The organism is Streptomyces sp. C10-9-1 (genome assembly GCF_024497955.1).
Classification (GTDB): Bacteria; Actinomycetota; Actinomycetes; order Streptomycetales; family Streptomycetaceae; genus Streptomyces; species Streptomyces sanyensis.
Window position 1 is genome coordinate 1 of sequence record NZ_JANHKP010000024.1, and the last position, 22,572, is coordinate 22,572.

Annotated in this window: 19 protein-coding genes; 12 read left to right on the forward strand and 7 right to left on the reverse strand. The window is 71.4% G+C overall.

Annotated features, from left to right (window positions below; genetic code table 11):
- Positions 1–279: 279 nt before the first annotated feature.
- Positions 280–1,209, reverse strand: coding sequence for a MurR/RpiR family transcriptional regulator (locus NPS70_RS27025; RefSeq protein WP_256527072.1), 930 nt, complete (start codon positions 1,207–1,209; stop codon positions 280–282).
- 108 nt (positions 1,210–1,317) lie between these two features.
- Between NPS70_RS27025 and NPS70_RS27030 the strand changes: the two genes are divergently transcribed.
- The 8 genes from NPS70_RS27030 (at position 1,318) to NPS70_RS27065 (ending at position 10,469) form a co-directional block, all read left to right on the forward strand.
- Entirely contained in the window at positions 1,318–2,457 is a 1,140-nt protein-coding gene (locus NPS70_RS27030) for a C45 family peptidase (RefSeq protein ID WP_256527073.1), read from the forward strand.
- A gap of 40 nt (positions 2,458–2,497) precedes the next feature.
- Positions 2,498–4,144: an ABC transporter substrate-binding protein gene (locus NPS70_RS27035; RefSeq protein ID WP_256527074.1), complete on the forward strand. Its 1,647-nt coding sequence runs from the start codon at positions 2,498–2,500 to the stop codon at positions 4,142–4,144.
- Between the two features lie 6 nt (positions 4,145–4,150).
- On the forward strand, positions 4,151–5,104 hold the full coding sequence (locus NPS70_RS27040; RefSeq protein ID WP_256527075.1) for an ABC transporter permease: 954 nt from the start codon (positions 4,151–4,153) through the stop codon (positions 5,102–5,104).
- The gene (locus NPS70_RS27045; protein ID WP_256527076.1) at positions 5,101–5,955 is read left to right on the forward strand and encodes an ABC transporter permease; all 855 of its coding nucleotides are present in this window, start codon (positions 5,101–5,103) and stop codon (positions 5,953–5,955) included. Before NPS70_RS27040 ends, NPS70_RS27045 begins: the two co-directional genes overlap by 4 nt.
- A 6-nt stretch (positions 5,956–5,961) precedes the next feature.
- Positions 5,962–6,981, forward strand: a complete 1,020-nt coding sequence (locus tag NPS70_RS27050; protein WP_256527077.1) for an ABC transporter ATP-binding protein — start codon at positions 5,962–5,964, stop codon at positions 6,979–6,981.
- The gene (locus NPS70_RS27055; RefSeq protein WP_256527078.1) at positions 6,978–7,808 is read left to right on the forward strand and encodes an ABC transporter ATP-binding protein; all 831 of its coding nucleotides are present in this window, start codon (positions 6,978–6,980) and stop codon (positions 7,806–7,808) included. The genes NPS70_RS27050 and NPS70_RS27055 overlap by 4 nt, the downstream gene beginning before the upstream one ends.
- Positions 7,809–8,071: 263 nt before the next feature.
- The gene (locus NPS70_RS27060) at positions 8,072–8,749 is read left to right on the forward strand and encodes a macro domain-containing protein (protein WP_256527079.1); all 678 of its coding nucleotides are present in this window, start codon (positions 8,072–8,074) and stop codon (positions 8,747–8,749) included.
- A gap of 85 nt (positions 8,750–8,834) precedes the next feature.
- The gene (locus NPS70_RS27065; protein ID WP_256527080.1) at positions 8,835–10,469 is read left to right on the forward strand and encodes an ADP-ribosyltransferase domain-containing protein; all 1,635 of its coding nucleotides are present in this window, start codon (positions 8,835–8,837) and stop codon (positions 10,467–10,469) included.
- Positions 10,470–10,517: 48 nt separating this feature from the next.
- Here the strand turns inward: NPS70_RS27065 and NPS70_RS27070 are convergent, their stop codons facing one another.
- Entirely contained in the window at positions 10,518–10,664 is a 147-nt protein-coding gene (locus tag NPS70_RS27070) for a hypothetical protein (RefSeq protein ID WP_256527081.1), read from the reverse strand.
- Positions 10,665–11,118: 454 nt separating this feature from the next.
- Between NPS70_RS27070 and NPS70_RS27075 the strand changes: the two genes are divergently transcribed.
- Positions 11,119–12,234: a sugar ABC transporter substrate-binding protein gene (locus tag NPS70_RS27075; protein ID WP_256527082.1), complete on the forward strand. Its 1,116-nt coding sequence runs from the start codon at positions 11,119–11,121 to the stop codon at positions 12,232–12,234.
- Positions 12,235–13,391: 1,157 nt separating this feature from the next.
- Positions 13,392–15,008, forward strand: a complete 1,617-nt coding sequence (locus NPS70_RS27080) for a sodium:alanine symporter family protein (RefSeq protein ID WP_256527083.1) — start codon at positions 13,392–13,394, stop codon at positions 15,006–15,008.
- Positions 15,009–15,107: 99 nt separating this feature from the next.
- Here NPS70_RS27080 and NPS70_RS27085 read toward each other — a convergent pair whose 3' ends face one another.
- Positions 15,108–16,757: a CdaR family transcriptional regulator gene (locus tag NPS70_RS27085; protein ID WP_256527084.1), complete on the reverse strand. Its 1,650-nt coding sequence runs from the start codon at positions 16,755–16,757 to the stop codon at positions 15,108–15,110.
- A gap of 318 nt (positions 16,758–17,075) precedes the next feature.
- Between NPS70_RS27085 and NPS70_RS28795 the strand changes: the two genes are divergently transcribed.
- On the forward strand, positions 17,076–18,557 hold the full coding sequence (locus NPS70_RS28795) for an NAD(P)-binding protein (RefSeq protein ID WP_256527085.1): 1,482 nt from the start codon (positions 17,076–17,078) through the stop codon (positions 18,555–18,557).
- A gap of 193 nt (positions 18,558–18,750) precedes the next feature.
- Here NPS70_RS28795 and NPS70_RS27095 read toward each other — a convergent pair whose 3' ends face one another.
- Complete coding sequence (locus NPS70_RS27095; protein ID WP_256527086.1) at positions 18,751–19,257, reverse strand: methyltransferase domain-containing protein; 507 nt, start codon at positions 19,255–19,257, stop codon at positions 18,751–18,753.
- Here NPS70_RS27095 and NPS70_RS28800 point away from each other — a divergent pair.
- Positions 19,211–19,315 (forward strand): CGNR zinc finger domain-containing protein, encoded by a 105-nt coding sequence (locus tag NPS70_RS28800; protein ID WP_256527087.1) that lies wholly within the window; start codon positions 19,211–19,213, stop codon positions 19,313–19,315. The two genes, NPS70_RS27095 and NPS70_RS28800, sit on opposite strands and share 47 nt — an antisense overlap.
- A 207-nt stretch (positions 19,316–19,522) precedes the next feature.
- On the opposite strand, the gene NPS70_RS27105 is transcribed toward NPS70_RS28800, so the two are convergent.
- From NPS70_RS27105 to NPS70_RS27115, 3 genes are all read right to left on the reverse strand, one after another.
- Positions 19,523–20,677: a S1 family peptidase gene (locus NPS70_RS27105; protein ID WP_256527088.1), complete on the reverse strand. Its 1,155-nt coding sequence runs from the start codon at positions 20,675–20,677 to the stop codon at positions 19,523–19,525.
- A gap of 91 nt (positions 20,678–20,768) precedes the next feature.
- Positions 20,769–21,728, reverse strand: coding sequence for a glutathione synthase (locus NPS70_RS27110; protein ID WP_256527089.1), 960 nt, complete (start codon positions 21,726–21,728; stop codon positions 20,769–20,771).
- On the reverse strand, positions 21,725–22,570 hold the full coding sequence (locus NPS70_RS27115; protein ID WP_256527090.1) for a hypothetical protein: 846 nt from the start codon (positions 22,568–22,570) through the stop codon (positions 21,725–21,727). The genes NPS70_RS27110 and NPS70_RS27115 overlap by 4 nt, the downstream gene beginning before the upstream one ends.
- Positions 22,571–22,572: the final 2 nt, after the last annotated feature.

The following is a 22,572-nucleotide window of genomic DNA, read 5'->3' on the forward strand; positions in this document are numbered from 1 at the left end:
CCGGTGAAGGTCCACTCGTGTCCATCGGTGCTGCCGGGGGCGGGACGCCCCACAGGATGCGCCGCCGAGCGCCGAGCTCGTAGCGGATGGAGCGATGGACAGGCCCGCGGTCACCCGGCGGAAGGTGCTGCCGGGGGCGACGGGGTCATCCAGCCGGGCCTCGGGCGCGGCGCCGCACGTGACCCCTTGGGGCGCAATCAGAAGGGGGGCTTCTCCGGCCGCCTCCAGCGGATGAGGCCGCGGGGACGGAGGTGGGCCCGCCAGGGCCGCCGGCCGGGGTCACCCGCGTCTGTTCCGCTGCTCCCCGGACGCCAGCAACTGCTCCCGCAGCGCGTTCAGCTGGTGGGAGTGTTCGACCGCCGAGGTCTCGTCCAGGGTGGTCAGGGCCAGCAGGAGGGTGTCCGCCATCAGCAGGCCGGTCAGGGCATCGTTGGTGTTGCCCGTGGGGGTGTCGGGGGCGAGGAGCACCGCGTCGGCGCGGTCGCCGAAGGCCTCGCTGAGTTCGTCGGTGACGAAGACGACCCGGGCGCCGACCGCCCGCGCCCGCTCCACCAGCAGGCTCAGCTCGTACAGCTGCCGTCCGGGCTGGAAGATCACCACCGCGTCGCCCTGGCCGAGTGCGAGCATCGGGTCGGCCAGGGCGAAGCCCGTGGCGCCGACGAAGCGGGCGCGGCGGCCGATGCGGCCCAGTGAGCGGGCGAGGTGGCGGGCGGCCAGCTCGCAGGCGGCCACCCCGTAGCAGAAGACCTCACGCGCCTCGGCCAGCGCGTGGACCGCCCGTTCCAGGGGCTCGGTGTCGGCGAGGCGCCTGCACTGGTCGATGCGTTCCCGGGCCTCGTCGAACACCTCGTCGCGGATCTTGGCCAGGTCCTTGCCGACATGGGCGATGCGCTTGGCCAGCCGGACGTCGGGGGCCTGCCCGGCGGTGAAGTCGGCCGCCAGTTCCCGTTTGAGGTCGGGCAGGCCCGCGTAGCCGAGGCGCTGCAGGGCCCGGACGACCGTGGCGTTGCTGGTGCCGGTGGACGAGCCGAGGGCCTGTGCGCTGGCGAACATGATCTGCTCGGCCGGCGCGCTCACCAGGTACCGGGCGACGTCGCGCTCCGAGGCCGACAGGCCGTCCCACAGGTCACGGACCCGTGCGCGCAGGCGGGTGATGCCTCCGGGGGCCGCGCTGCCCGGCACGCCACCATCCGCTTCTGAAATCTCCATTACAGCTCTTGACTCCCACGGTTCCGGCGTTACTCTCTGAACATCGCATTCCAGGAATCAAAATTCCTGAAACAGAGGTTACCGCACGTCTTCGCGAGGAGCCCCTCCATGAACACCACCCTTCCGGTCGTCGAGATCTCCGGGACCCCGTCCCAGCGGGGCCGGCAGTACGGAGAGGCCGTCGCCGTCCAGCTGGAGGCCGCCCTCGGCTACTACGCGGAGGCGTTCGGCCTCTCCTCCGGCCTCACCTGGCAGCAGGTCACGGCCCGGGCCGCCCGCTGGCTGGAGCCCGTCCGGGACCACGCGCCCGACCTTCTCGAGGAGATGCAGGGCATCGCCGACGGAGCCGGGCACGACCTGCTCGACATCCTCGCCCTGAACGCCCGCGGCGAGGTCATCTACGACGACTCCTTCATGCGGATGCGCGCCGAGGAGGAGGCCCCCGAGGGCTGCACCTCCTTCGCCGCACTGGGCGAGGCCAGCGGCAACGGCCATGTCTGGGCCGGCCAGAACTGGGACTGGCGCGCCGGAGTCGCCGACACGGTCGTCATGCTCCGGATCGTCCAGCCGCCGAAGCCCACCCTGCTCATGCAGGTCGAGGCCGGCCAGATCGGCCGCCAGGGCGCCAACTCCGCGGGTCTCGCCCTCAATGCCAACGGACTCGGCGGACGCTTCGACGACGCCGTAGGACTCCCGCAGACCGTGATCCGGCGCAGGGTCCTGGACCAGTCCACCGTCACTGACGCGCTGGACGTCCTGTTCCGAACCCGCGCCCACATCGCCAGCAACGCCCTGCTCACCTGCCGGGAGGGCTTCTCCATCGACGTCGAGACCACCCCGGCCGGGCACGGCTGGATGTACCCCACCGACGGGCTCCTGGTGCACGGCAACCACTACCAGGCCGGCGTCCCCACCGCCCTGGCCGCCGGCTACCGGCCCATCGCCCCCGACTCCCTCGTGCGCGTACCGCGCGCCGAGGAGGGCCTGCGCGCACTGCGCGAGGCCACCGGACCCGACGAGTCCCGCAAGCTGATCAAGCAGGCGCTCTCGGACCACCTCGGTTTCCCGGGGTCGCTGTGCACCCACAGCGACCCCCGACAGCCTCCCGTCAAACACTGGGAGACGCTCGTGTCCTCCTGCGTGGACCTCACCGCGGGCGACTACCACGTCACCGCCGGCACTCCCTGTGACCGCGAGTACCAGCACCTGCCCTGGAACCTCTACGACGGCCCCCACGCCCCGAAGTGATCGAGCCACGTCCCTGTACTTTTTGCTCAGGAGTACTGCCATGAACCTCAAGTCCTGTATCGCAGCCGCCGGCGTGGTCGCGGCCATGACACTCACCGCCGCGTGCAGCGGCGCCGACACCGGCACGTCCGCCGGGGGCGACGCCAAGGTCGACGTCACCAAGCTCAAGCTGACCCCGACCACCCCCGCGGCCCACGGCGAGGTGGACACCGTCGACTGGATGCTCGAGGACGAGCCCGAGTCGCTCGACCTCGACACCCGGGGCGGCAGCGCCGGCCGAGCCGTCCTCACCAACGTCTGCGAACGCCTGTACCGGCTCCAGCCGGACATGTCGGTGAGCACCTTCCTCGCCGAGAAGGAGAGCAGACCCGACGACCGGACGCTGGTCCTGACCCTGCGCGACGGCGTCACCTTCCACGACGGCTCCCCCATGACCGCCGACGACGTCCTCTACAGCCTGCGGCGCCACGCCGAGCCGGAGATGGAGCAGTCGGACGAGTTCCAGCACGTCTCGAAGATGTCCACGACGGGCCCCGGCGAGATCACCATCAAGTTCAAGCAGCCCGACGCACTCTTCACCAAGGCCCTCGCCGGCGACGCGGGACTGGTCTACAACCGCCGGCTCGTCGAGAAGGCGGGCAAGGACTTCGGCACCCCCGGACAGGGCGACGCCTGCTCCGGACCGTACGAGCTGACGAGTTGGAGGTCCGGCGACTCCGTCACCATCACCCGCGCCGACGACTACTGGGGAGAGAAGCCGCTCACGAGGAAGGTCGTCTTCCGCTGGGCCGCCGACAGCGCCCTGGTCAACGCGCTCACCACCGGAGCGGCCGACGGCACCTACGCCGACTCCGTCAACACCGCGGCCGCCCTCCACGGCAAGGACGGAATCGACGAGTACTTCGGCCCGAGCACCGCCACCCTCGCCCTCATCCCCACCGAGCGCGGCGGTCTCGCCGACCCCGACATCCGCCGGGCCCTCTCCCTGGCCCTCGACCGCCAGGGCATCGCCGAGTCCGGCTACGGCGGACTCGTCGAACCCTGGGGCACCCCCGTCGGCTCCGGATCATGGGGCTACGAGAGAGACACCTTCGCCGCCGCCCAGAAGAAGATCACCGAGGCCCCCGCGAGTCCGGACGCCGAGGACATCGCCAAGGCGAAGGGCCTCGTCGAGAAGGCTGAGAACGCCCCCGACGGCCCCATCGTGATCGGCACCGACAGCACCCAGGGCCGCCTCGTCATCGCCAACGCCGTCCGCGCAGCCCTCGCCCGGATCGGGCTGAAGGGGGAGATCAGGACCGTGCCCTCGGCCGAGTACGGCGAGTTCTACGGCGACAAGGCCGCCCGCGCCGACATCGACGTCCTCGTCGCCGACTGGTACATCTCCAAGAGCGACCCCATCGGCCTCTACGACAACGCCCTGTCCGGCAGCTCCGACAACTGGGTGGGCTTCCGCAGCGCCTCCTACGACCGCAAGGTCGCCGAAGCGCAGGCCGCTCTGGACGACAAGCAGCGGGCCGCCCTCGTCGTGGACATCCAGCAGGAGTTCAGCGACGCCAAGGTGTGGATCCCCATCGCCCAGCAGCCCACCGCCCTGGTGATCAATGACGAGCTGACCGGCCCGCCCGCCTCCATGGCGTACCTGTACTACCCCTGGGCCGCCGACCTGGGCGCGAAGAGAGGCTGACCCACCATGATCGTCGCCATCGGCCGACGGCTCGCGGGGATCGTCGCGACACTGCTCGCCTCGTCCTTCGTGATCTTCGCCGCCGTGTACGCGGCCCCGGGTGACCCCGCCGTCTTCCTGGCCGGGGGCCGGGACAAGCTCACCCCCGAAAGGCTGGCCGAGGTCCGGGCCCAGTACCACCTGGACGAGCCCATGGCCGTCCAGTACGGCCGGTGGCTCTGGGACTGCCTCCACTTCGACCTCGGGCGCTCCCTGAAGTACAGCGACCAGGTCTCCGACCTGCTGGCCTCCCGGCTGCCCACGACCCTCGCACTGGTCGGCTACGCCACCGTGCTGTTCGTCCTGCTGGGCGTGGGCGCCGGGGTGCTGGCCGCGGTCCGCCGCGGTACCTGGATCGACTCCGCGGTCGTGGGCGGCACCACCCTCGCCGCCTCCGTCCCGTCCTTCGTCGGGGGGATCGCGCTGGTCGCGGTCTTCGGCGTCCGGCTCGGCTGGTTCCCGGTCAGCGGCAGCGGCAGCGGGTTCGCCGGAACGGTCCACCACCTGACCCTGCCCGCCATGGCGATGGCACTCGGCGCACTGGCCGTCGTCAGCCGAGTGACCCGCCAGGCAATGGTCGACGCCGGCACCGCCGACCACGTGGCCGTCGCGCGCGCCGCCGGACTGCCCGAACGCCACATCGTCCGCCGCCACGTCCTGCGCAACGCCCTCGGCCCCATCGTCACCATGTGCGGCCTGGTCACCGCGGGCATGCTCGCCGGAACCGTCGCCATCGAGACCGTCTTCGGCCTCAGTGGCATCGGCTCCCTGCTCGTCGGCGCCATCAACAGCCACGACTTCCCCGTCGCCCAGGCGGTCCTGCTGCTGATGGTCACCTCCTACATCGTGGTCACCAGCGTCGTCGACCTCGTCCACCCCGTGCTCGACCCCCGGCTCAAGGCCGTGAGGAGCCCCGTATGACCGCCGTCCCCGTCGGCGCCCTCCCGACCCCCGCGCCACCCCGCGCCCGCCGCCCCTGGGCCGTGATCTCGGCCGCCGGCTTCCTCGGCCTGGTGGTCCTCGCCGCCGCCCTGGCCCCGCTGCTCGCCCCCTACGCACCCGACGCCATCGACCTGTCGGCCTCCCTGGCCGGAACCGGCGGCGACCACCTCCTCGGCACCGACGCCTCCGGCCAGGACCTGCTCTCCCGCGTCCTGTACGGAGCCCGCACCAGTCTGATCGCACCCCTGCTGCTGCTCCTGCTCGCCGGCGTCCTCGGTGTCGCCCTCGGCACGCTCGCCGCCTGGCGCGGCGGCTGGGTCGATGCCCTGGTGTCCCGGATCACCGACGTCATGTACGCCTTCCCCGGCCTGCTCTTCGTCGTCCTGATCATCGCGGTGTTCGGCGCCGGCATCACCACCTCGGTGATCGCCCTGGGGCTCGCCTTCGCCCCGACCATCGCCAAGTACACCCGCAGCGTGGCCCTCGGCGAACGCTCCAAGCCCTACATCGACGCCTACCGCGTCCAGGGCATGAGCGGACTGCGCATCTGCGTCGCCCACCTCGTGCCCAACCTCGCCCGCTCCGTCGTCGGCTACCTGGTGGTGCTGTTCGGCGAGGCCCTCATGAGCCTCGCCACCCTCAGCTACCTCGGCTTCGGCGCCCAGCCGCCCAGCTCCGACTGGGGGCTGATGGTGCAGGAGGGACAGGCCGCGATCGTCCAGGGCGCCCTGCTGCCCGCCCTCGTCCCGGGCACCGCCATCGCCGCCGTCGTGGTGGCCTTCAACATGGTCGGCGTCTGGGTCGCCGACCGGCTCGGCGCCAGGAGGTAGCGCACCATGCTGCTCGACATGGAGAACCTGACCCTGCATCTGCCCGGCGCCGCCCGCCCCGTGCTCGAGGACGTCTCCCTGCGCGTCGGCGCCGGTGAGATCGTCGGCCTCGTCGGCGAGTCCGGCTCCGGCAAGTCCACCACCGCCAAGGCCGCCCTGCGTATCCTGCCCGACGGGGCACGGGCCCACGGCAAGGTGATGCTCGACGGCGCCGACGTGCTGTCCATGTCCGACGCCGAACTGCGCGGGCACCGCGCCCGCACGGTCGCCATGGTCCACCAGGATCCCCGCTCCGCCCTCAACCCGGTCCGCCGCGTCGGGGACTTCCTCACCGAACGGCTCCTGCACACCGGCACCACCGACAGGCGCGCCGCACGCCGCCGGGCCGTCGAACTCCTCGACACCGTCGGCCTGGCCGACCCGGAACGCCGCGTCCGCCAGTACCCGCACGAGTTGTCCGGCGGCATGCTCCAGCGCGTCGTCATCGCCGGCGCGCTGGCCGCCGAGCCCCGGCTGCTGCTCGCCGACGAGTCCACCAGCGCCCTCGACGTCACCACCCAGGCGGGCATCCTCGCCCTGCTGCGACGGCTGCGCGACGAACGCGGACTGGGCCTCGTCTTCATCACCCACGACCTCCACCTCGCCGCCGCCTACTGCGACCGCGTCCACGTCATGTACGCGGGCCGTGTCGTGGAGGAGCAGCGGGCGGAACGTCTCTTCGAGCACGCCCGGCACCCCTACACCCGAGGACTGCTCGCCTGCTCGCCGGAACTGGGCGAGACCCCGCGCGCCCTGCTGCCGATCCCCGGGCGCCCGCCCTCCCTTGCGGAGAGCTTCACCGGCTGCCCGTTCTCCGCCCGGTGCCCGCACAGCGAACCCGACTGCGACTCCTGGCGCCCGGAGTCCGTGGCCGTCGAGGGCGGGGGCACGGCCGACTGCCGGCGCCTCACCGACCTGCCCGACCCGGCGGCGGCCGCCGCCCCCGCCCTACCACCGGCCGCACCGGCCGTGAGGAGCACCCAGTGAAGGCCGACGACCGGATCCCGTCGCCACAGGCCCCGCTGCTGGCGGTCGACGCGGTGACCAAGACCTACCGGCTCCCCGGTGGCGGCCGGCTGACCGCCGCCGACCAGGTCTCCTTCACCCTCCACCGGGGCGGATCCATCGGCATCGTGGGGGAGTCGGGCTCCGGGAAGAGCACCGTCGCCCGCATGCTCGTCGGCCTCGCCCGCCCCGACCGGGGCACCGTCACGGTCGACGGCAGGGATCGCTCGGCCGGTCGGCGCCTCCCCTCCCGGCGCGAGCGTCTCGCCCGCGCCCGCGAGATGCAGATGGTCTTCCAGGACCCGTATCTCTCCCTCGACCCCCGGCTCACCGCCCGACAGTGCCTGCGCACGGCCCTGCGCCTGCACGGCCACCCCGAGGCCGACGCCCGGGTCGGCACGCTCCTCGACCGGGTCGGCCTGGGCAGCCGGGAGGCGCAGGCCCGCCCGCACGAACTGTCGGGCGGCCAGCGCCAGCGCCTGGCCATCGCCCGGGCCCTCGCCGTGGACCCCGCGATCCTCGTCCTGGACGAGGCGGTCGCGGCCCTCGACGTGTCGATCCAGGCCCAGATCCTTCACCTTCTCGCCGGGATCCGGCAGGACACCGGGGTCGCGCTCGTCTTCGTCAGCCACGACCTGGCGGTGGTGGAGCACATCACGGACGAGGTCCTGGTGATGCGGCGTGGCACCGTCGTCGAGCACGGTCCGACACGCGAGGTGCTGAGCACTCCCGTCGACGCCTACACACGGCTGCTGCTGGCGTCGGTGCCGCGGCGGGGCTGGGATCCGGCGGCGGTCTCGACCGGTTGACCGAGACGGCTCCTCGGAGCAGATGGTGCTGTGCGCCGCGCGCACCAGGCGGCGCACACGGCCGGGAGCAACTGCAACTGGGGTCCGGGCACACCGGTGTCCGCATGGCGCACCGTCCACAGCGTCGTCCCGGCAGCGGCCCGGCTGGCGGCCGACCGTGCCTTGTGACGGCCGGTCATCGTGGCCGTCGCGTACCGGTGTTGTCAGTGGCGGCGCATAGCGTCAGGGGTGTTGGAAGGGCCGTACCCCGACAGGAGTGGACGATGGCTGAGGGCCGTGCGCACAGCGCGCTGAGGGTAGTGCTGACCGATGTCGACGAGGGCGTCGTGGAGGCGTGGCGGGCGGCGTTCGCCGACACGCCGGGCATCGAGATCCGCCGGGGCTCGATCCTCGACGAGGACGTCGACGCCTGGGTCACCCCGACCAACTCCCGGGGCCGGATGGACGGTGGAGTCGACGCCGTCATCAAGCGGTACCTCGGCGCGGGCATCCAGTTGCGCGTGCAGCGCGCGATCCGCGACCGGTTCGGAGGCAGTCTCCCGGTGGGCAGCGCGGTCTGCGTCCCCTCCGGCGCGACCCTCCCGCGCTACCTGATATCGACGCCCACGATGGTGCAGTCCTCGCAGAACGTCAGTGCCACGCTGAACGTGGCACTGGCCTGCGCTGCCGCGTTCCAGGCCGTCCACCGGCAGAACCGGAAGACGCCGGACAGCATCCGCTCCGTCGCGCTCGTCGGGATGGGTGCGCGGACCGGCCGCGTGCCGGCCCGGGCCTGCGCCAACCTCATGTGGACCGGATACACGCTGTTCCACGACCACTGGTTCGAGGACGACGACGAACTGCGCGCCACCATCACCGCGCAGCTCGCAAGCATCGAGCAGGAGCCGGTCGAGAAGCGGGTGCGCATCATGCCGCCGAAAGGGCATTCCTTTCGTCCCTGATCCCGCACCCACCGCAGAACAGCCCGCGGCCCCCACGACCGGCCACGCCCACCCCGCCAGTACGACCACCGGGAGCCCTGCCCCCATGAGCGACCACATCTCCGACCCGGCGGCGCAGCCCGACGCGAACGATCCGCTCGCCCTCACGGGACTCTTCAACGGGGGCGGGGAACCCTGGCTTCCGCTGCTCAGACCCGTCATAGAGGCGCAGCCGGACGCCGCCCGGTTCATCGGCCCGGGCCGCAGCCCGGAGGTCGTCCCGGTCCGGGAGCTGACCTTCCAGGCGCTCAAGCCCAACCCGCCGCACAAGTGGAAGGTCGTCGTCTTCGGCCAGAACCCCTACCCGCGGCCGGAGAGCGCCACCGGCATAGCCATGTTCGACAACACCTTCCACGACTGGAAGGACAGCCGGTTCGGCCGGGTCGTCAGCATCCGGTGCCTCATCAAGGCTGCGGCGATGTGGAAGTACGGCATCGTCAAGAAGACGCCCATCTCCAACGTACGAGCCCTGCTGAAGGAACACGAGACGGTCCAGCCGCCGGAGTGGTTCCAGGCGATGCTCACCCAGGGTGTCCTGCTCCTGAACGCCTCGCTCACCGCCAGCGGTGACGGCTCGATGGGCACCGACCGGCACACCCGGTTCTGGCGGCCCGTCGCCGAGCGGATCGTCGAGGAGATCCTCAAGGCCAAACAGGACGCCGACGAGGAGGACCGCGGCGTGGTCTTCGCGTGGTGGGGCGCCCACGCCCGCAGCCTGAAGAGGGTCGTGCAGCGCCTCGAGAAGAAGTACCCCGGTGTCGAGGTCCGGCACATCGACCATGTCAACCCGGCGGCCCAGGGCGACGTCTTCTGCGAGGGCGAGCACTTCGCCACGGTGAACGAGGCCCTTGCGTCACTGGGCGCCGACGGCATCGACTGGCTGCCGAGCAGAGGCTGGAACGACGGCCTGACGGCCGCCGACACCGGCGAGGGCGGCGCGGACGGCCACGTGGCCGCGCGCATGGGCGCCTTCATCGCCTCGACGATGGAACTGCACCAGCTCTACCTGGAGCGGTTGACCAGCGTCAGGGACGAGGGCCATGTCCTGCCGGCCATCAGCGGTGTGTTCGACACACCGCTGATGGGCTTCGAGGATGCCGTCGCCCCCGTCAGCGAGGTGCTGAGCGGGCTCGGCCGGCACATCGACAGATCCCACGCGTTCGGCAAGCGGCGGGCCGACGAGACGGCCGGCGGTCTGTCCGCCGACGCGATCGCCGCGCTGTACCTCTACACCTGTGAGTCCGGCTTCTACCGCGACATCAACGCGGTGCTGCGCTCCGCGGACCGAAGCAAGGTCGTGCCGTACCTGCCGTACCTGCGCCTGCTGTTCTCGGCGGTCTCGGGCCTTCCCGCCCACACCCGGCCGCTGTGGCGCGGTGTGTCCCTGGATCTGCGCAAGCAGTACCCGGTCGGGCGGACGGTCACCTGGTGGGGCGTGTCCTCGTGCACTTCCGAGCCCGGCGTCGCCCGCGCCTTCCTGGGCAGCCGCGGCAAGCGGACGCTCTTCGAGGTCACCCCCACGAAGGCGGTGGGGATCCGCGCCTTCTCCGCCTTCACCGGCGAGGAGGAGTACATCCTCGCGCCTGGCACCCAGCTCAAGGTGACCGATGTGACGAGCGAACGTGGCGGTCTGTGCACGGTGAAGCTGGCCGAGGTGGAGGCCGAGCCCATGGTGTCCTGACCTTCTGCTGGCCCGACCTTCCACCGGCCCGGAACGCGGGACTTTCGCTCAGAGGATGTACTGGCAGGAGGGGATGGGGGAGTTTGTGCCCACGGACAGGTGACGGATCCCGACGGCGCTGCTCAGCGGGGTGGACTCGTATGAGTCGTTGATGCTGCGGATGGAAGCGGTCGAGTTGCCTGCCGCCGTGTTCACGAGGACGACACCCTCTGGTGCGGGACTCTGCTCGGCGGCTGCTGCGGCCAGACGCGGCGGAACAGCCGTTCCGCCGAGCAGGGCGCGTCCGAGGGGGTGGTGGCGGGGGCTGCGGTGCTTGCTTGGCGGGATCGGTGGGCCTGTTCCGCGGTGATGTGCTGTGTGTGCTGGGAGGGCTGGAGGTGGTGAGGGCTTGTTCGTCGTCTGGTGGCCGCAGGGTCGGCGTGGTGTGTCGGTACCGGTGCGGGAGCGGGTGTGGCGGGTGGTTGCTGTTCCCGTGGCGGGCGCTCGGCGTGCCTCGTCCGGTGTGTAACTGCTTGAATGCGTGGTTACAGGGAATCACGTTGCCGTTACGTTGGCCGGGTACCTCTTGACGCTGCTCTATCCGACCAGTTGGATTTCGGCCACCTTGGCTGCAAATAGTGCAGCCTCTCAGGGAGGCTGGATTCAACCAATGAACGCACATCTGCGCCGTGCTGCCCTCGCGGCCGCCGTCAGCGCCGTGCTCGTACCCCTCGCGGGCTGCGGGGCCGAGGAGGAGCCGGGCGTGAGGCTGAGTGACGACATCGTCGTCGGACTGCTCCTCCCGGAGAACCAGGCCGCCCGCTACGAGCAGTTCGACAAACCGGTCATCGAGGAGCGTATAGCCCATCTCACCAACAACAAGGGCACGGTCCGCTATGCCAATGCCCGCAACGATGCCTCGCTGCAGGCGCAGCAGCTCGAATCGATGGTGGAGGGCGGCGTCGATGTCCTGATCGTGGACGCGGTGGACTCCAAGTCCATCGCCGGCGCGATCGAGAAGGCCGACGAGGCCGGCGTCCCCGTCGTCGCGTTCGACCGCCTGGCGGAGGGCCCGATCGACGGCTACGTCTCCTTCGACAACGAAGAGGTCGGGCACATCCAGGGCAAGGCCCTGCTGGAGGCCCTCAAGGGCAGCGGTTCGGGGTCCGGCCCGTCGAAGGGCAAGATCGTGATGATGAACGGCTCGCCGACCGACCCCAACGCCGCCCTGTTCAAGAAGGCTGCCCACACCGAACTCGACGGCAAGGTCGAGGTGGGCATGGAGTACGACACCCAGGACTGGAAGCCGGACAACGCGCAGGCCAACATGGAGGCCGCGATCGCCACCCTCGGCAAGGACACCGTCATCGGTGTCTACTCCGCCAACGACGGCATGGCGGGCGGCGTCATCACGGCGCTGAAGTCCGCCGGAGTCACCGACCTCCCGCCCGTCACCGGGCAGGACGCGGAGCTGGCCGCGGTGCAGCGCATCGTCGCGGGCGACCAGTACATGACCGTCTACAAGCAGTATGCGACCGAGGCGGACGCCGCCGCCGAGATGGCCATCCTGCTGGCCCGGCGCATGGGGCTCGGCGCCGCCGCGCACACGGACATCGAGACGCCCACCGAGGAGTCGGTGCCGACCGTGTACATCCCGGTCATCGCTCTGACCAAGGACAACATCGAGGAGACCGTGGTCAGGGACGGTCTGTACACGGTGGAGCAGATCTGTGTCCCCGAGGTGCTGGATGCCTGCGCGGAACTCGGTCTCGTCCCGGGAGCGTGACGGTCACGCGGGCCGCCCCCGCCGGCCCCCGTGGCGGGGCCGGCGGGGGCAGATGGGCCCAGGGGGCGAGGCGGCCGCGCAGGGATGGTGCGATCGTTGTCGAAGCCTTGTGGTGGTTGCCGGTTCCCGTCCTTCGCGCCACGCATCGCGCGATTGCTGCGGCGACGTGCTCCGCTGCGGGGTGTTGCCCTGAGCGCGTCCGCCCAGGACTGAGTGCGACGGCCTCGGGCTCCTGTAGCGGCGGGGGCGGCGGTCTCGGCCTCGTGCGGTGGCAGGTGGGTCGCGCCGTCGAGGTGCAGGTTCTGCACGCGGGCAGGCGCCGGGGCCACGCCCGTGGCCCGCGGCCGACAGGGCGGCGGTCTCGCCGGTTTCCACGAGCACGGCGGATGCTACTCGAGGTGCGGTCGGCCTGTGTGTGGGGGAGGGGGGAGAGTTCGGCCGGCCCGAGCAGTTCGACATGGTGTCGGGTCCGGGCCGCGAGGGGGGATCCCTGGTGGGCGGTGGGCTGACGCAGAAGTCGAGCCGGACGGGTTCGCTGCCTACGGCCCGTGCGCCAAGCCGCGATTCGTTGTCGATGTGATCGAGGTATGGACGGACAGGAGTGGTTTCCGGGCGTTCAGGCTGTACGCCTCTCTCTGCGTGGTAGTGGTCGGTGTGTGCAGGAAGGTGATTCGGCGGGTCTACGCGCAGCGCGGGGGCCGTCTTCTGGGGTAGGCCCTGGTCCAGGGTGCGGACCGTTCCGTGGCAGGGAGGGTGTCGCTCATCCGCGGGTGCGGGCATGCGCTGGTCGTGGGCGGCTCGCCCGTTGCGGGTGGTGACCACGCCGTTGCCGTGGATCCGCTGAACGGTGTCCTTGGGCTGGACTCCGGGCACGGTGGAGCCCGTACCGAACCGAGTGCTCGTGCAGTGTGCCCGCCCGCGCGCGTGCCGGCACCGGCCGGCCCAGCGGGACGCGTGCCGACGTGCTGACGTGCCGGCGTGCCGGTCGCGCGTGCCGGCCGTGCAGTGGTCCACGCCGCTAGGTTCCTCCCCGGTTCTTTGGCCGACTGCACGAAACCGCGCCGGCCGCGGTGGCCCTACGGTTCCCCGAACGGCGACACGAGGTCCGGGACTTCTCGACGGTGTCGTTGTCCCAGGCCCGGAAGAAGGGGACCGCAATGCCTCTGACACACCATCCTCATGCCGCTCCCGGAGAGCTGCCCGCACTCGCCCAGGGGGCGCAGAGCGGATTCCTCGGGACCGTGGAGGAGAAGATCAACGCGATATTCGATCCGATCGCCACCGGGCTGGGAGACTTCGTCTTCGGTGAGGTGTCCCTCTTCGGGATCAGCTTTCCGTGGATCGTGGCCTGGCTCGTCCTCGCGGGTGCGGTCTTCACCCTCTACTTCGGATTCATCCAGGTCCGCGGTCTCCGGCTGGCCCTGCAGGTCCTCCGCGGCCGGCACAGCCGCAAGGGCGACCCGGGAGAGATCACCCATTTCCAGGCCCTGACCTCCGCCGTCTCCGGAACCGTGGGCCTGGGCAACATCGCCGGCGTCGGCGTGGCCGTCACCATCGGCGGGGCGGGAGCCACGTTCTGGATGGTGCTCTGCGGACTGCTGGGCATGTGCTCCAAGTTCGTCGAGTGCACCCTGGGCGTCCGCTACCGCGACCACCACCCGGACGGAACCGTCTCCGGTGGCCCGATGCAGTACCTGCGCAAGGGCGTCGCGGAGCGGCTGCCCGGCCCTGCCGGCCGGTTCCTCGGGCGGGCCCTCGCGGCACTCGCCGCCGTCATGATCCTGCTCTTCGGGATCGGCGGCGGCAACATGTTCCAGGCCAACCAGACCGTCATCCAGATCCGGGACGTCACCGGCGGGGACGACGGCCCGCTGGCAGGCGACGGCTCGGCGCTGGCGCTCGGCGTCCTGCTCGCCCTGGTCGTCGGCTTCGTCATCATCGGCGGGATCAGGTCCATCGGCCGCGTGACCAGCCGCCTGGTGCCGGCCATGGCGATCGTCTACGTCACCGGCTGCCTCATCGTCATCCTCTTCAACATCACCGAGGTCCCCGCGGCCTTCGGTGAGATCCTCAGCGGTGCCTTCACCGGGGAAGGCGTCGTCGGAGGCACCATCGGCGCGCTGATCGTCGGCTTCACCCGAGCCGCGTTCTCCAACGAGGCGGGGCTGGGCTCCGCACCCATCGCCCACTCTGCCGTGAAGACCCGCTACCCGGCGACCGAGGGACTGGTCGCACTGCTCGAGCCGTTCATCGACACCGTCGTCGTCTGCACCATGACCGCGCTGACCATCGTCATCGCCGACACCCGGCTCTGGAACGACGCCAAGGCGGACTACGCGGCGAACGGAACCACCGTGGACGGCGTCACCGTCACGTCCTCGGCATTCGAGACGGTGCTGCCCTGGTTCCCGGTCGTCCTCACCGTGGCCGTGGTCCTCTTCGCCATCTCCACGATGATCACCTGGGCCTACTACGGCCAGAAGGCGTGGACCCACCTGTTCGGGAGGAGCAAGCTCAGCGAGCGCGCCTACCAGGCGGTGTTCTGCACGTTCATCGTCATCGGCGCCGTTCTCACCTTCGGCAGCGTGCTGGCGTTCACCGACGCCGTGCTGTTCCTCCTCGCGCTGATCAACATCATCGGCCTCTACCTGCTCGCACCGGTCGTCAAGCGGGAACTGGCCCGGTTCCGCACGGCGCTGCGCTCCCCCGAGGAGCGGGACCGCGAGCCCGCCGGGCCGGGCGGCGAACCGGAGGCGGCCGACCGGACGGCATAGAGCCGCCCGGACGTCCGGAACGATCCGGAGGACATCCGGTACCACCCCCGCGGGGGCTCCGGCAGGCGCGTGTGCGACCGTGCCGGAGCCCCCTCCCGGTCACCTGCCGGGCGGTACCGCCGTCTGCCCGGTCTCCAGCAGCAACTGCAGATGGGAGAAGAGGCACTGGTGAGGATCGGCGAGATCGATCCCGCTGACCGTCTCGGCCCGCTTCAGCCGGTAGCGCAGGGTGTTCGGATGGACGTGCAGCGACCGTGCCGCCGCCCGCACATTGCCGAGCGTCCCCAAGTACGCCAGCACGGACGGCACCAGACCGGACTCGTGCTCGGCCTCGTAGGCGAGGAGGGCGGTGATACGGGGATCACGCAGCCGCGGGTTCTGCTCCAGCAGCGCCAAGGCCTCGCTCAGCAGGACCTCGGACCGGACGTCGGCGATGGTGGCCACACGCCGTCCGCCGCCGCGCAGAACGATGTCGAGGACCTGGTCCGCCTCCGCCCGCGACTGGGCGATCGCGTGCAGCCCGCCGACCACCGAGCCGACGGCCGCGCGTACGTCCAGCTGCATCCGCTGCCCGGCCGCCCGCACGATCTCGCCCGCCAACGCGCAGGCGATGCTCTCCCCGGACTGCTCGGGCAGACCGGGGAGCAGCATGTAGACGCGTGAGTCGGCGGCGGTGACCAGAGACCGACGCCGGTACGCGGCCGCGTGCACGGAGATCAGGCTCGCCATGGTCGCCCTGCGCATCTCGAACGCAGGACGGCCGGCGTCGCCTCCCGCCGGCCCCGCGTCCAGGGCGAACGCCACCACGACCGCCGGTCCGTCCGGGTCGGCCCCGATGTTGTCGGCGAACGTCCGGGGGGCGATGTGCCCCTCCATCATCCGGCGGAACAGGCTCTGCTCGAACTCCAGGTCCGGCGAGGTGCCCGTACGCCGCCGCACGAGCTGCAAAGCCGCCGCCCGCGCGGCACCGACCAGCGCGTTCGCCGCGCCCGCCGCCAGCGGTTCACGGCCTTCCTGCACCCAGATGGAACCGAGCAGCCGCTCGTCGACGCGGATGCCGATGGCGAGCCGCCTCCTGATCCCCCGCTCGGGCCGCTCGTCGATGTGCACCACCTCGTCGCCGGCGCGCAGCCGGTCGAACACGCCCCACTCGCGCAGCAGGGCGAGGTAGTCGTCCGGGCCCTGCCAGCCGAGGATCGACAGCCGGCGCAGTTCATCGACTTCGTCGTCGGAACGGGAGTAGGCCAGGACACGGTTGGCGCTGTCCTCGATACTCACGATGCCGCAGGTGAGCGCGGCGACCGTCTGCGCGAGAGCGAACAGGTCGGCCTGCCGCCCCGCCTCCGGCACCACGACCCGCGCATCCGCGACAACACCCCGCGCCAGCGCGTCGAGCTGGGCCCAGCGGACCTCGGGACGCACACCGAGGACCACGACCCCGGTGTCCTCGGCGATGCGCTTCAGCTCGTCGAGGTCCTCGCCGTGCTCCGTCTTCAGCGCCACCACCGCAGCCCCCCGGCCCGCGGCCGCACGCGCGAGCCGATGGCCCCGCCGGCCCCGGCCGCCGATGATCAGCACCAGATCGCCGCGATAGGGATCAGGCTCGTCGTCGGCATCCAGGATGACGACGTCGTTGATCTCGACGTCGAGCCCTTCGGGCGCGGCGACCAGCCCGATGACCGGATCGCCGAGCGCGAGCAGCAGCTGCCGCACGACTGCGGCACCGGCAGACCTGACTGTGTCGTTCATCGTGACCACCTGTCCTGCACACGAGCGGGAGCGGATGTGCCAGGCGGGATCCACGTGGGGAGGGGCCGGGGCCTCTCGGCCTGGACTTCCTCACCGTGCGACCGTCCACCACGGGGCGTGATGTCGCGCGGCGCGGCGTGCCGGTGGGACCGACGGTACTCGGTGGGCAGGAGCACATACAACAGTCGGCGAGGCCCCCGCCCCCTCGTGCGATCGGCCAACGTCCACGGCGGCCCCCTGGAGAGGTGGACGAAGAAACCCGCAGGCGGCGCTCCGTACTGTCGAGGGGAGCTGGGCAACGATCTTCGAGGAGCGCCGGTGCCGGTACCCGAGCCATCCGCCCCCCGGCAGCGGGGCACCGATACGGCCGCCACCGGTCCCGGCGGCGGCCCGACGGGACGCCGGCTGCTGCTGGTCGGCGACGACGACCTGACGGCCGCGGTCGCCGACTACGCGACGGCCTGGGGTGCACGGGTCGGCCGCCTGCCCGCCCCGACGGCGGACGCGCTCGTCACGGCGCTGCAACCGGACGTCGACACCGTGGTGGTCGTCTCGCGGCAGGACATCCAGGCCCTTCGCTACGCACTGCTCGTCGAGCACGCACGTCCCGGGATACGGCTGCTGGTGACGCTGTTCGACCGCACGGTGGCCGGCGAGGTCGTTCGCTCGGTCCCCAACTGCACGGTGATCGGCATGACGGACGCCCTCGTCCCGGCTCTGCTCGGCCCCTGCGTGGCGGGCCGCCTGGTGACCCTGTGCCGCACGCCCGACGGGAACCGCCTGGGTGTGGCGAGTACGACGCAGGGCGCCCCGGACACCCCCGAGGAGGGCACGGACGGCATCCTGGACGGTCTGCGCGTGGAGTCCTCGCCCGAGGTCAGGACCAGCGCGCTGCGCCGGCTCTGGCACCGGGCGCACGCCCAGGTCAGGCCGCTGGACGGCAGCACCAACGCCCTGCTCCTCGGCCTTGCCGGACTGACCCTCGTGTTCCTGCTGGACACGGTGCTGGGCGCGCTGGTCCGAGGAGAGCCCCTCATCGCCGCCGCCTGGCATGCGGCGATGGTCCTGACCACGGTCGACGCGGGCGGGGCGGACGCCCACGCCCCGCCCTGGTACCTGATGCTGTCCACCGTGAGCCTGCTGTGCGTCCTCGGCTTCTCCGCGCTCTTCACCGCCGGTCTGGTCGACCGGATGACCTCCGGCCGGCTGACGGGCCTCGTCGGCGCCCGGGTGGTGCCCCGGCGCGGTCACGTCATCGTCGTGGGCCTCGGCCAGGTGGGGCTGCGGCTCTGCCTGGAACTCCAGCGGCTCGGCATCGGCGTGGTGGCGGTCGAACGCGACCCCCGCGCAGCGTGCGTCCCGGTGGCCAAGTCACTCGGCATACCGGTGATGTTCGGGCGCGCGGGCGACCGCTTCCTGCTGCGGAAGCTCGCGCTGCCCCGTGCACGCGCCATCGTCGCTGCCACCTCGGACGTGCTGGAGAACATCGCGGTGGCGGTGGCGGCCCGCGCCGTGGCCCCCGACCAGCGCATCGTCCTGCGGGCGGACGGCGACGAGGACGTGACGTCGGAGTCCCGGTACCTGTTCCGGATCGGCACCGTCTGCGACACCCACCAGGTGGCCGGCTCCTACATCGCGGCCATGGCCATGGGGCTCGCACCCTTGGCGACGTTCGCCATCGGCACTCGCATATGCGTCCTCCACCCTGATGGGCAGGTACACGAGGCCGCCCGGTGCGCCCGCACATGCACCGCCGACCCGCACACGCCACCCCCCACCGCCCCCGCCGTCGCCCACTGACCTCCGAGGCCCCGCCGGGCCGCCTGACCGGACGCCCGCCCCTGCGCGCTGGAACCCGCCGCCCGCCCAGGAGGTGCCCGGGTCCCGGCCTGGTCGTGGCGCTCTGTGGTGAGGACGCGCAGTCCGGCAGCGGCGAAGAGCTCGGCGTACTCCTTCAGGGGCCGGGCGCCGGCGATGCAGGCGGTGCGGGCGGTCAGCCCGCGCAGCTCGGGCGGGAGGCGGTCGGTGTCAGCGGTGACGTCGGTGGTGCCGAGGCGTCCGCCGGGCCTGAGGACGCGGGCGGACTCGGCTGCGGCACGTTCCCTGTCGGGGAAGTACACAGGGCGCACTCGCACACCACGGCGTCGAACACCGCGTTGGCGGTCAGGTGCTCGGCTTCTCCGGTACTGAACACGGCCCGGTCGGCCAGCCCGCCGGCCTCGGCGACGCCCCGGGCGAGGGAGGTGTTGGCCGGGGCGTAGCCGATGCCGTCCGCCCGCACCTCGTAGGTGTCGGCGAGCAGGAGCGCGGTGGTGCCGCGGCCCGAGGCGACGTCGAGGACCCGCATGCCCGGGGCGAGCTCGAGACGGTTGGCTAGGCGCCGGGTCAGAGCGGTGCCGCCGGGGTTCGGCGAGGACCGGTTCGGCCTGTGCCAGTCCCATGCCTGCGACCGGGTGTACATCGACCTCACCCGCAACGGCTCGCGCCGCTTCTGCGCCACCGGCTGCTCTTCGCGTGCCGAAACCGCCGCCTACCGGGCTCGCCGCACCACGTCCTGACGGCGACTTCCACCCGGGGCTCTGGAACAGCGCGCCGCTCGCGGGCCGTCGGTTACGGCAGGGGCATCGGTGGAGAGGAGCGCGGCGGACCGGGGCGGGACCTCACGGCCCGTGCGATCCGCCGGTGTGGGCTGGCGGTGACGTCGGGTTAGTCAACGGATGTCAGGTGAGCAGGTGCCGCGTGAGCTGGTCTCACGTGGGCACCCGTCACGTGAGCAGGTGGATGTCCATCGCGCTCAGTACCCAGTCGATCGGGTTGGCGAAGGTGTAGCCCGAGGCCTGCGAACCGGCGAACAGGAGTCCCACCGGGTTCAGCGGCGTCTCCCTGCCCCAGACGATCGAGCCGGAGTCCCCCGGAGCGCTGAACTGGTAGGCGGGGTTGCGGATCGAGAGCTGACGGTCGAAGAAGGCCAGGCGTCCTCCGTAGTTGATCTGGCCGCTCCAGGAGGTGGATTCGACCGCCGCGTAGGTCAGCTGCGTCGTGCGCCCCGACTTACCGACCGGGAGGCCGAAGGAGGCAGGGCGGGTCACGTTGCTGATCCGGAAGAACTGGATGGCGCCGTTGTAGATGTAGACCAGATCCGGCCGTACGCGGTCCGGGAAGCACCAACCGGTCGCGCAGTCCACGTAGTTCGGCTTGCCCACCAGGTTGATCACGGCGAACTTCTCCAGCACCGCGATCTGGTCGGCCGGGCAGGATCCGCCGTCGAGCCCGCCCGGCTGGACGATGCAGTCCCCGATCCTGGAGCTGTTCACCCGGGCGAGGACGTGGTTGTTGCTCAGGCAGAGCACCTTGTTCGCGGCGGCACCGCTGCGGCCGAAGGCGAGGCAGCCCAGGGTCCCCGCGGCGGCGTCCTGGTAGTGGTGCACGGAGACCCCGCCGGGTGTGGGACGGCTCCGGAACCGGTGGGAGAAGGCGTCGATGATCCCGCTGTGGACCACCCGGAGAGGTGCCTCGCGGGCGGCGTCGACGCCCAGCGCGTCCACCAGCGCGGTCCGCGCCTGGTCCACGGTCATCGGTTCCGCGACGTACACGTGCAGGACCTGCGTGCCCGGCGCGCTCTCGCTGTCCGGCTCCGGCGGGCCCACGGCGATGCCCTGGATGTTTCCGCCGCCGGACAGGCTCGTGGCGGAGAACGGTCCGCGGTCCTGCCGGGAGGTCCGCTCCCGTATCGCCTCTGCCGTGGCCTCCCTGGCCTCGCGTACGTTCCGCTCCACGGTGCCGTCGTTCGGTTCCAGCTGGGCCAGGCTCTCCGCCGACGGTTCGAAGGAGATCCCGGCGGCTTCGCCGGAGGCCCCTTGCCCTTCGGTGTTCTCGGGCGGAACCAAGTAGTCCCGTCCCTCGTTGTCCAGGCTTGACATGATGCGCACCCCGTCTCGGACTGACGGTTCTGAGCCCCGTGTCCGCCCCGCACGCGCCTGGCGCCCCCGGCGGACGTCGATACCTTCGACGCTACGCGCGAGGTGTCATCCGGGCGTCAATCCCGCGTGACACGCCCGTTCCGCGGCCCAGCGCGCGAGCGATCGCGCGAGCGATCGGCTGACCGGTGTGGGCCTCGTAGAAGCTGAACGCCGGACTGGGGTTGACCTCGAAGCAGAAGGCTTCCCCCTCGTCCGTCAGAGCGAGGTCGATGCCCGCCAGCGTCAGCCCCAGTCGGGTGACGAGGGCCGAGCACCGTCGGGCGAGCTCCTCCGGCAGCTCCCAGGAGGTCAGCTCCGTTCGCCCGCCGAAAGGGTGGGCGTACCGGTAGTCGACCTGGTCGGTCTCGACCCGGGTGGCGAACAGCTCTCCGTCCACCGCGTGCACGCGGACGTTGACCCCCCGGACGTACTGCTGGAACTGCACCGGGCACGAGCGGATCAGCGGAAGGCGCTCGAGCGCCTCGTCGTCGAGACGGCGGACGATCGACCGGACGGCGCTGATCGACTTGTAGACGACGTCGCCGTGGCGGGACAGGAACGCGCGGACGAGATCCGGATCGTTGGTGACCAGCGTCTCCGGTACTCGGAATCCCGCCTCGCCGATCAGCTGGGCCTGGTACGGCTTGGACTGGTTCGACGACGTCGCGGCGGTCCGGTTCATCACGCATCCCGGTGCGATCTCGATCCAACTGCTGAGGACGTCGTGCCACCACGCGCACCGCCGCACGGTCTCCTCGCTCGCCTGCTCCATCTCCGGCAGCATGCGCCAGTCCATGAGCCGGGTGTAGATGCCCGTCACGCTAGAGCAGTCGACGGCGTGGCCGTCGTCCAGGAGCCGTCCGTGGGCCCCTGTGCCGTCGACCCCGATGTCGAGGGGAGCGTCCATGAACCTCCGCTGGTGCAGGACGACATAAGGCAGTTCGAGCTGCCGGAGCGCCTCCGTGACCTGGGCGACCGGCCGTTCGCTCGCGATCCCGCAGATGACGATCACCGCGGCCTCGCGGACGTTCGGGGCTTGACCGGCCGAGGGGTCTCCAGCGGTAGCCGGGTGAGGTGTTCGTGCAGGGAGTCCAGGAGTGCGTCGCCTCCGACCCGCAGGTCGGGCATCGGGGTTGCCCGGAGGAACCGCACGTCACCCCGGTCGACTCCGCCGAGCCGGTCGACGTCGACCTGGTCGACCCGGTCGCCGAGATCCAGGTCGATGCCCAGGAGCTCCGCGTCGGCCAGCCGGGCGAGTCTTCGGCAGGCCGGCGCGAGAGCACGGACCGGATCGCCGCCGAAGACATGGTCGCCCAGGACCACGACCGTATGGGCCGTGGCCGTTGACGACGCGTCGCCTTCGGCCTCGTCACGCCCGTACGGGTGCGCCTCCGCGAGGACCCTGCTGGACAGCGAGAGCGGGGACACCGGCAGTCCCGCCGCGGACGCGAGCACGGTCCATTCGGCGGGGGAGCGCCACGCCCCGGACAGGCCACGGGGGCTGGGGCGATTGACCGCGACCGGGGCGACACATCTGAGCCAGCTGAGCACGAGCGCGCTCATCTCCTCCATGGCGTAGCAGGTGTCGGCCCGGGAGGCGAAGACGAGATGGTCCACGGGCGCCCAGGTCAGACGGTTGAGCAAGCCGTCGATGTCGCCGCTGGCGAGGGTCCGCCCATCGGGCAGAGCGATCTCGAAGCTCGCCCGGTCCTCGTCGACGCGGTGCGCGGACCGTGCCGAGCGGGTCAGCGTCTCCGGTTCCACGACGTCGATCGGAGCAAGACCGCGTTCCCTGAGGCCCTCGTACGCCCACAGCGCCGACCGGTCCTCCGGACCGCACAACACGAGCCACATGG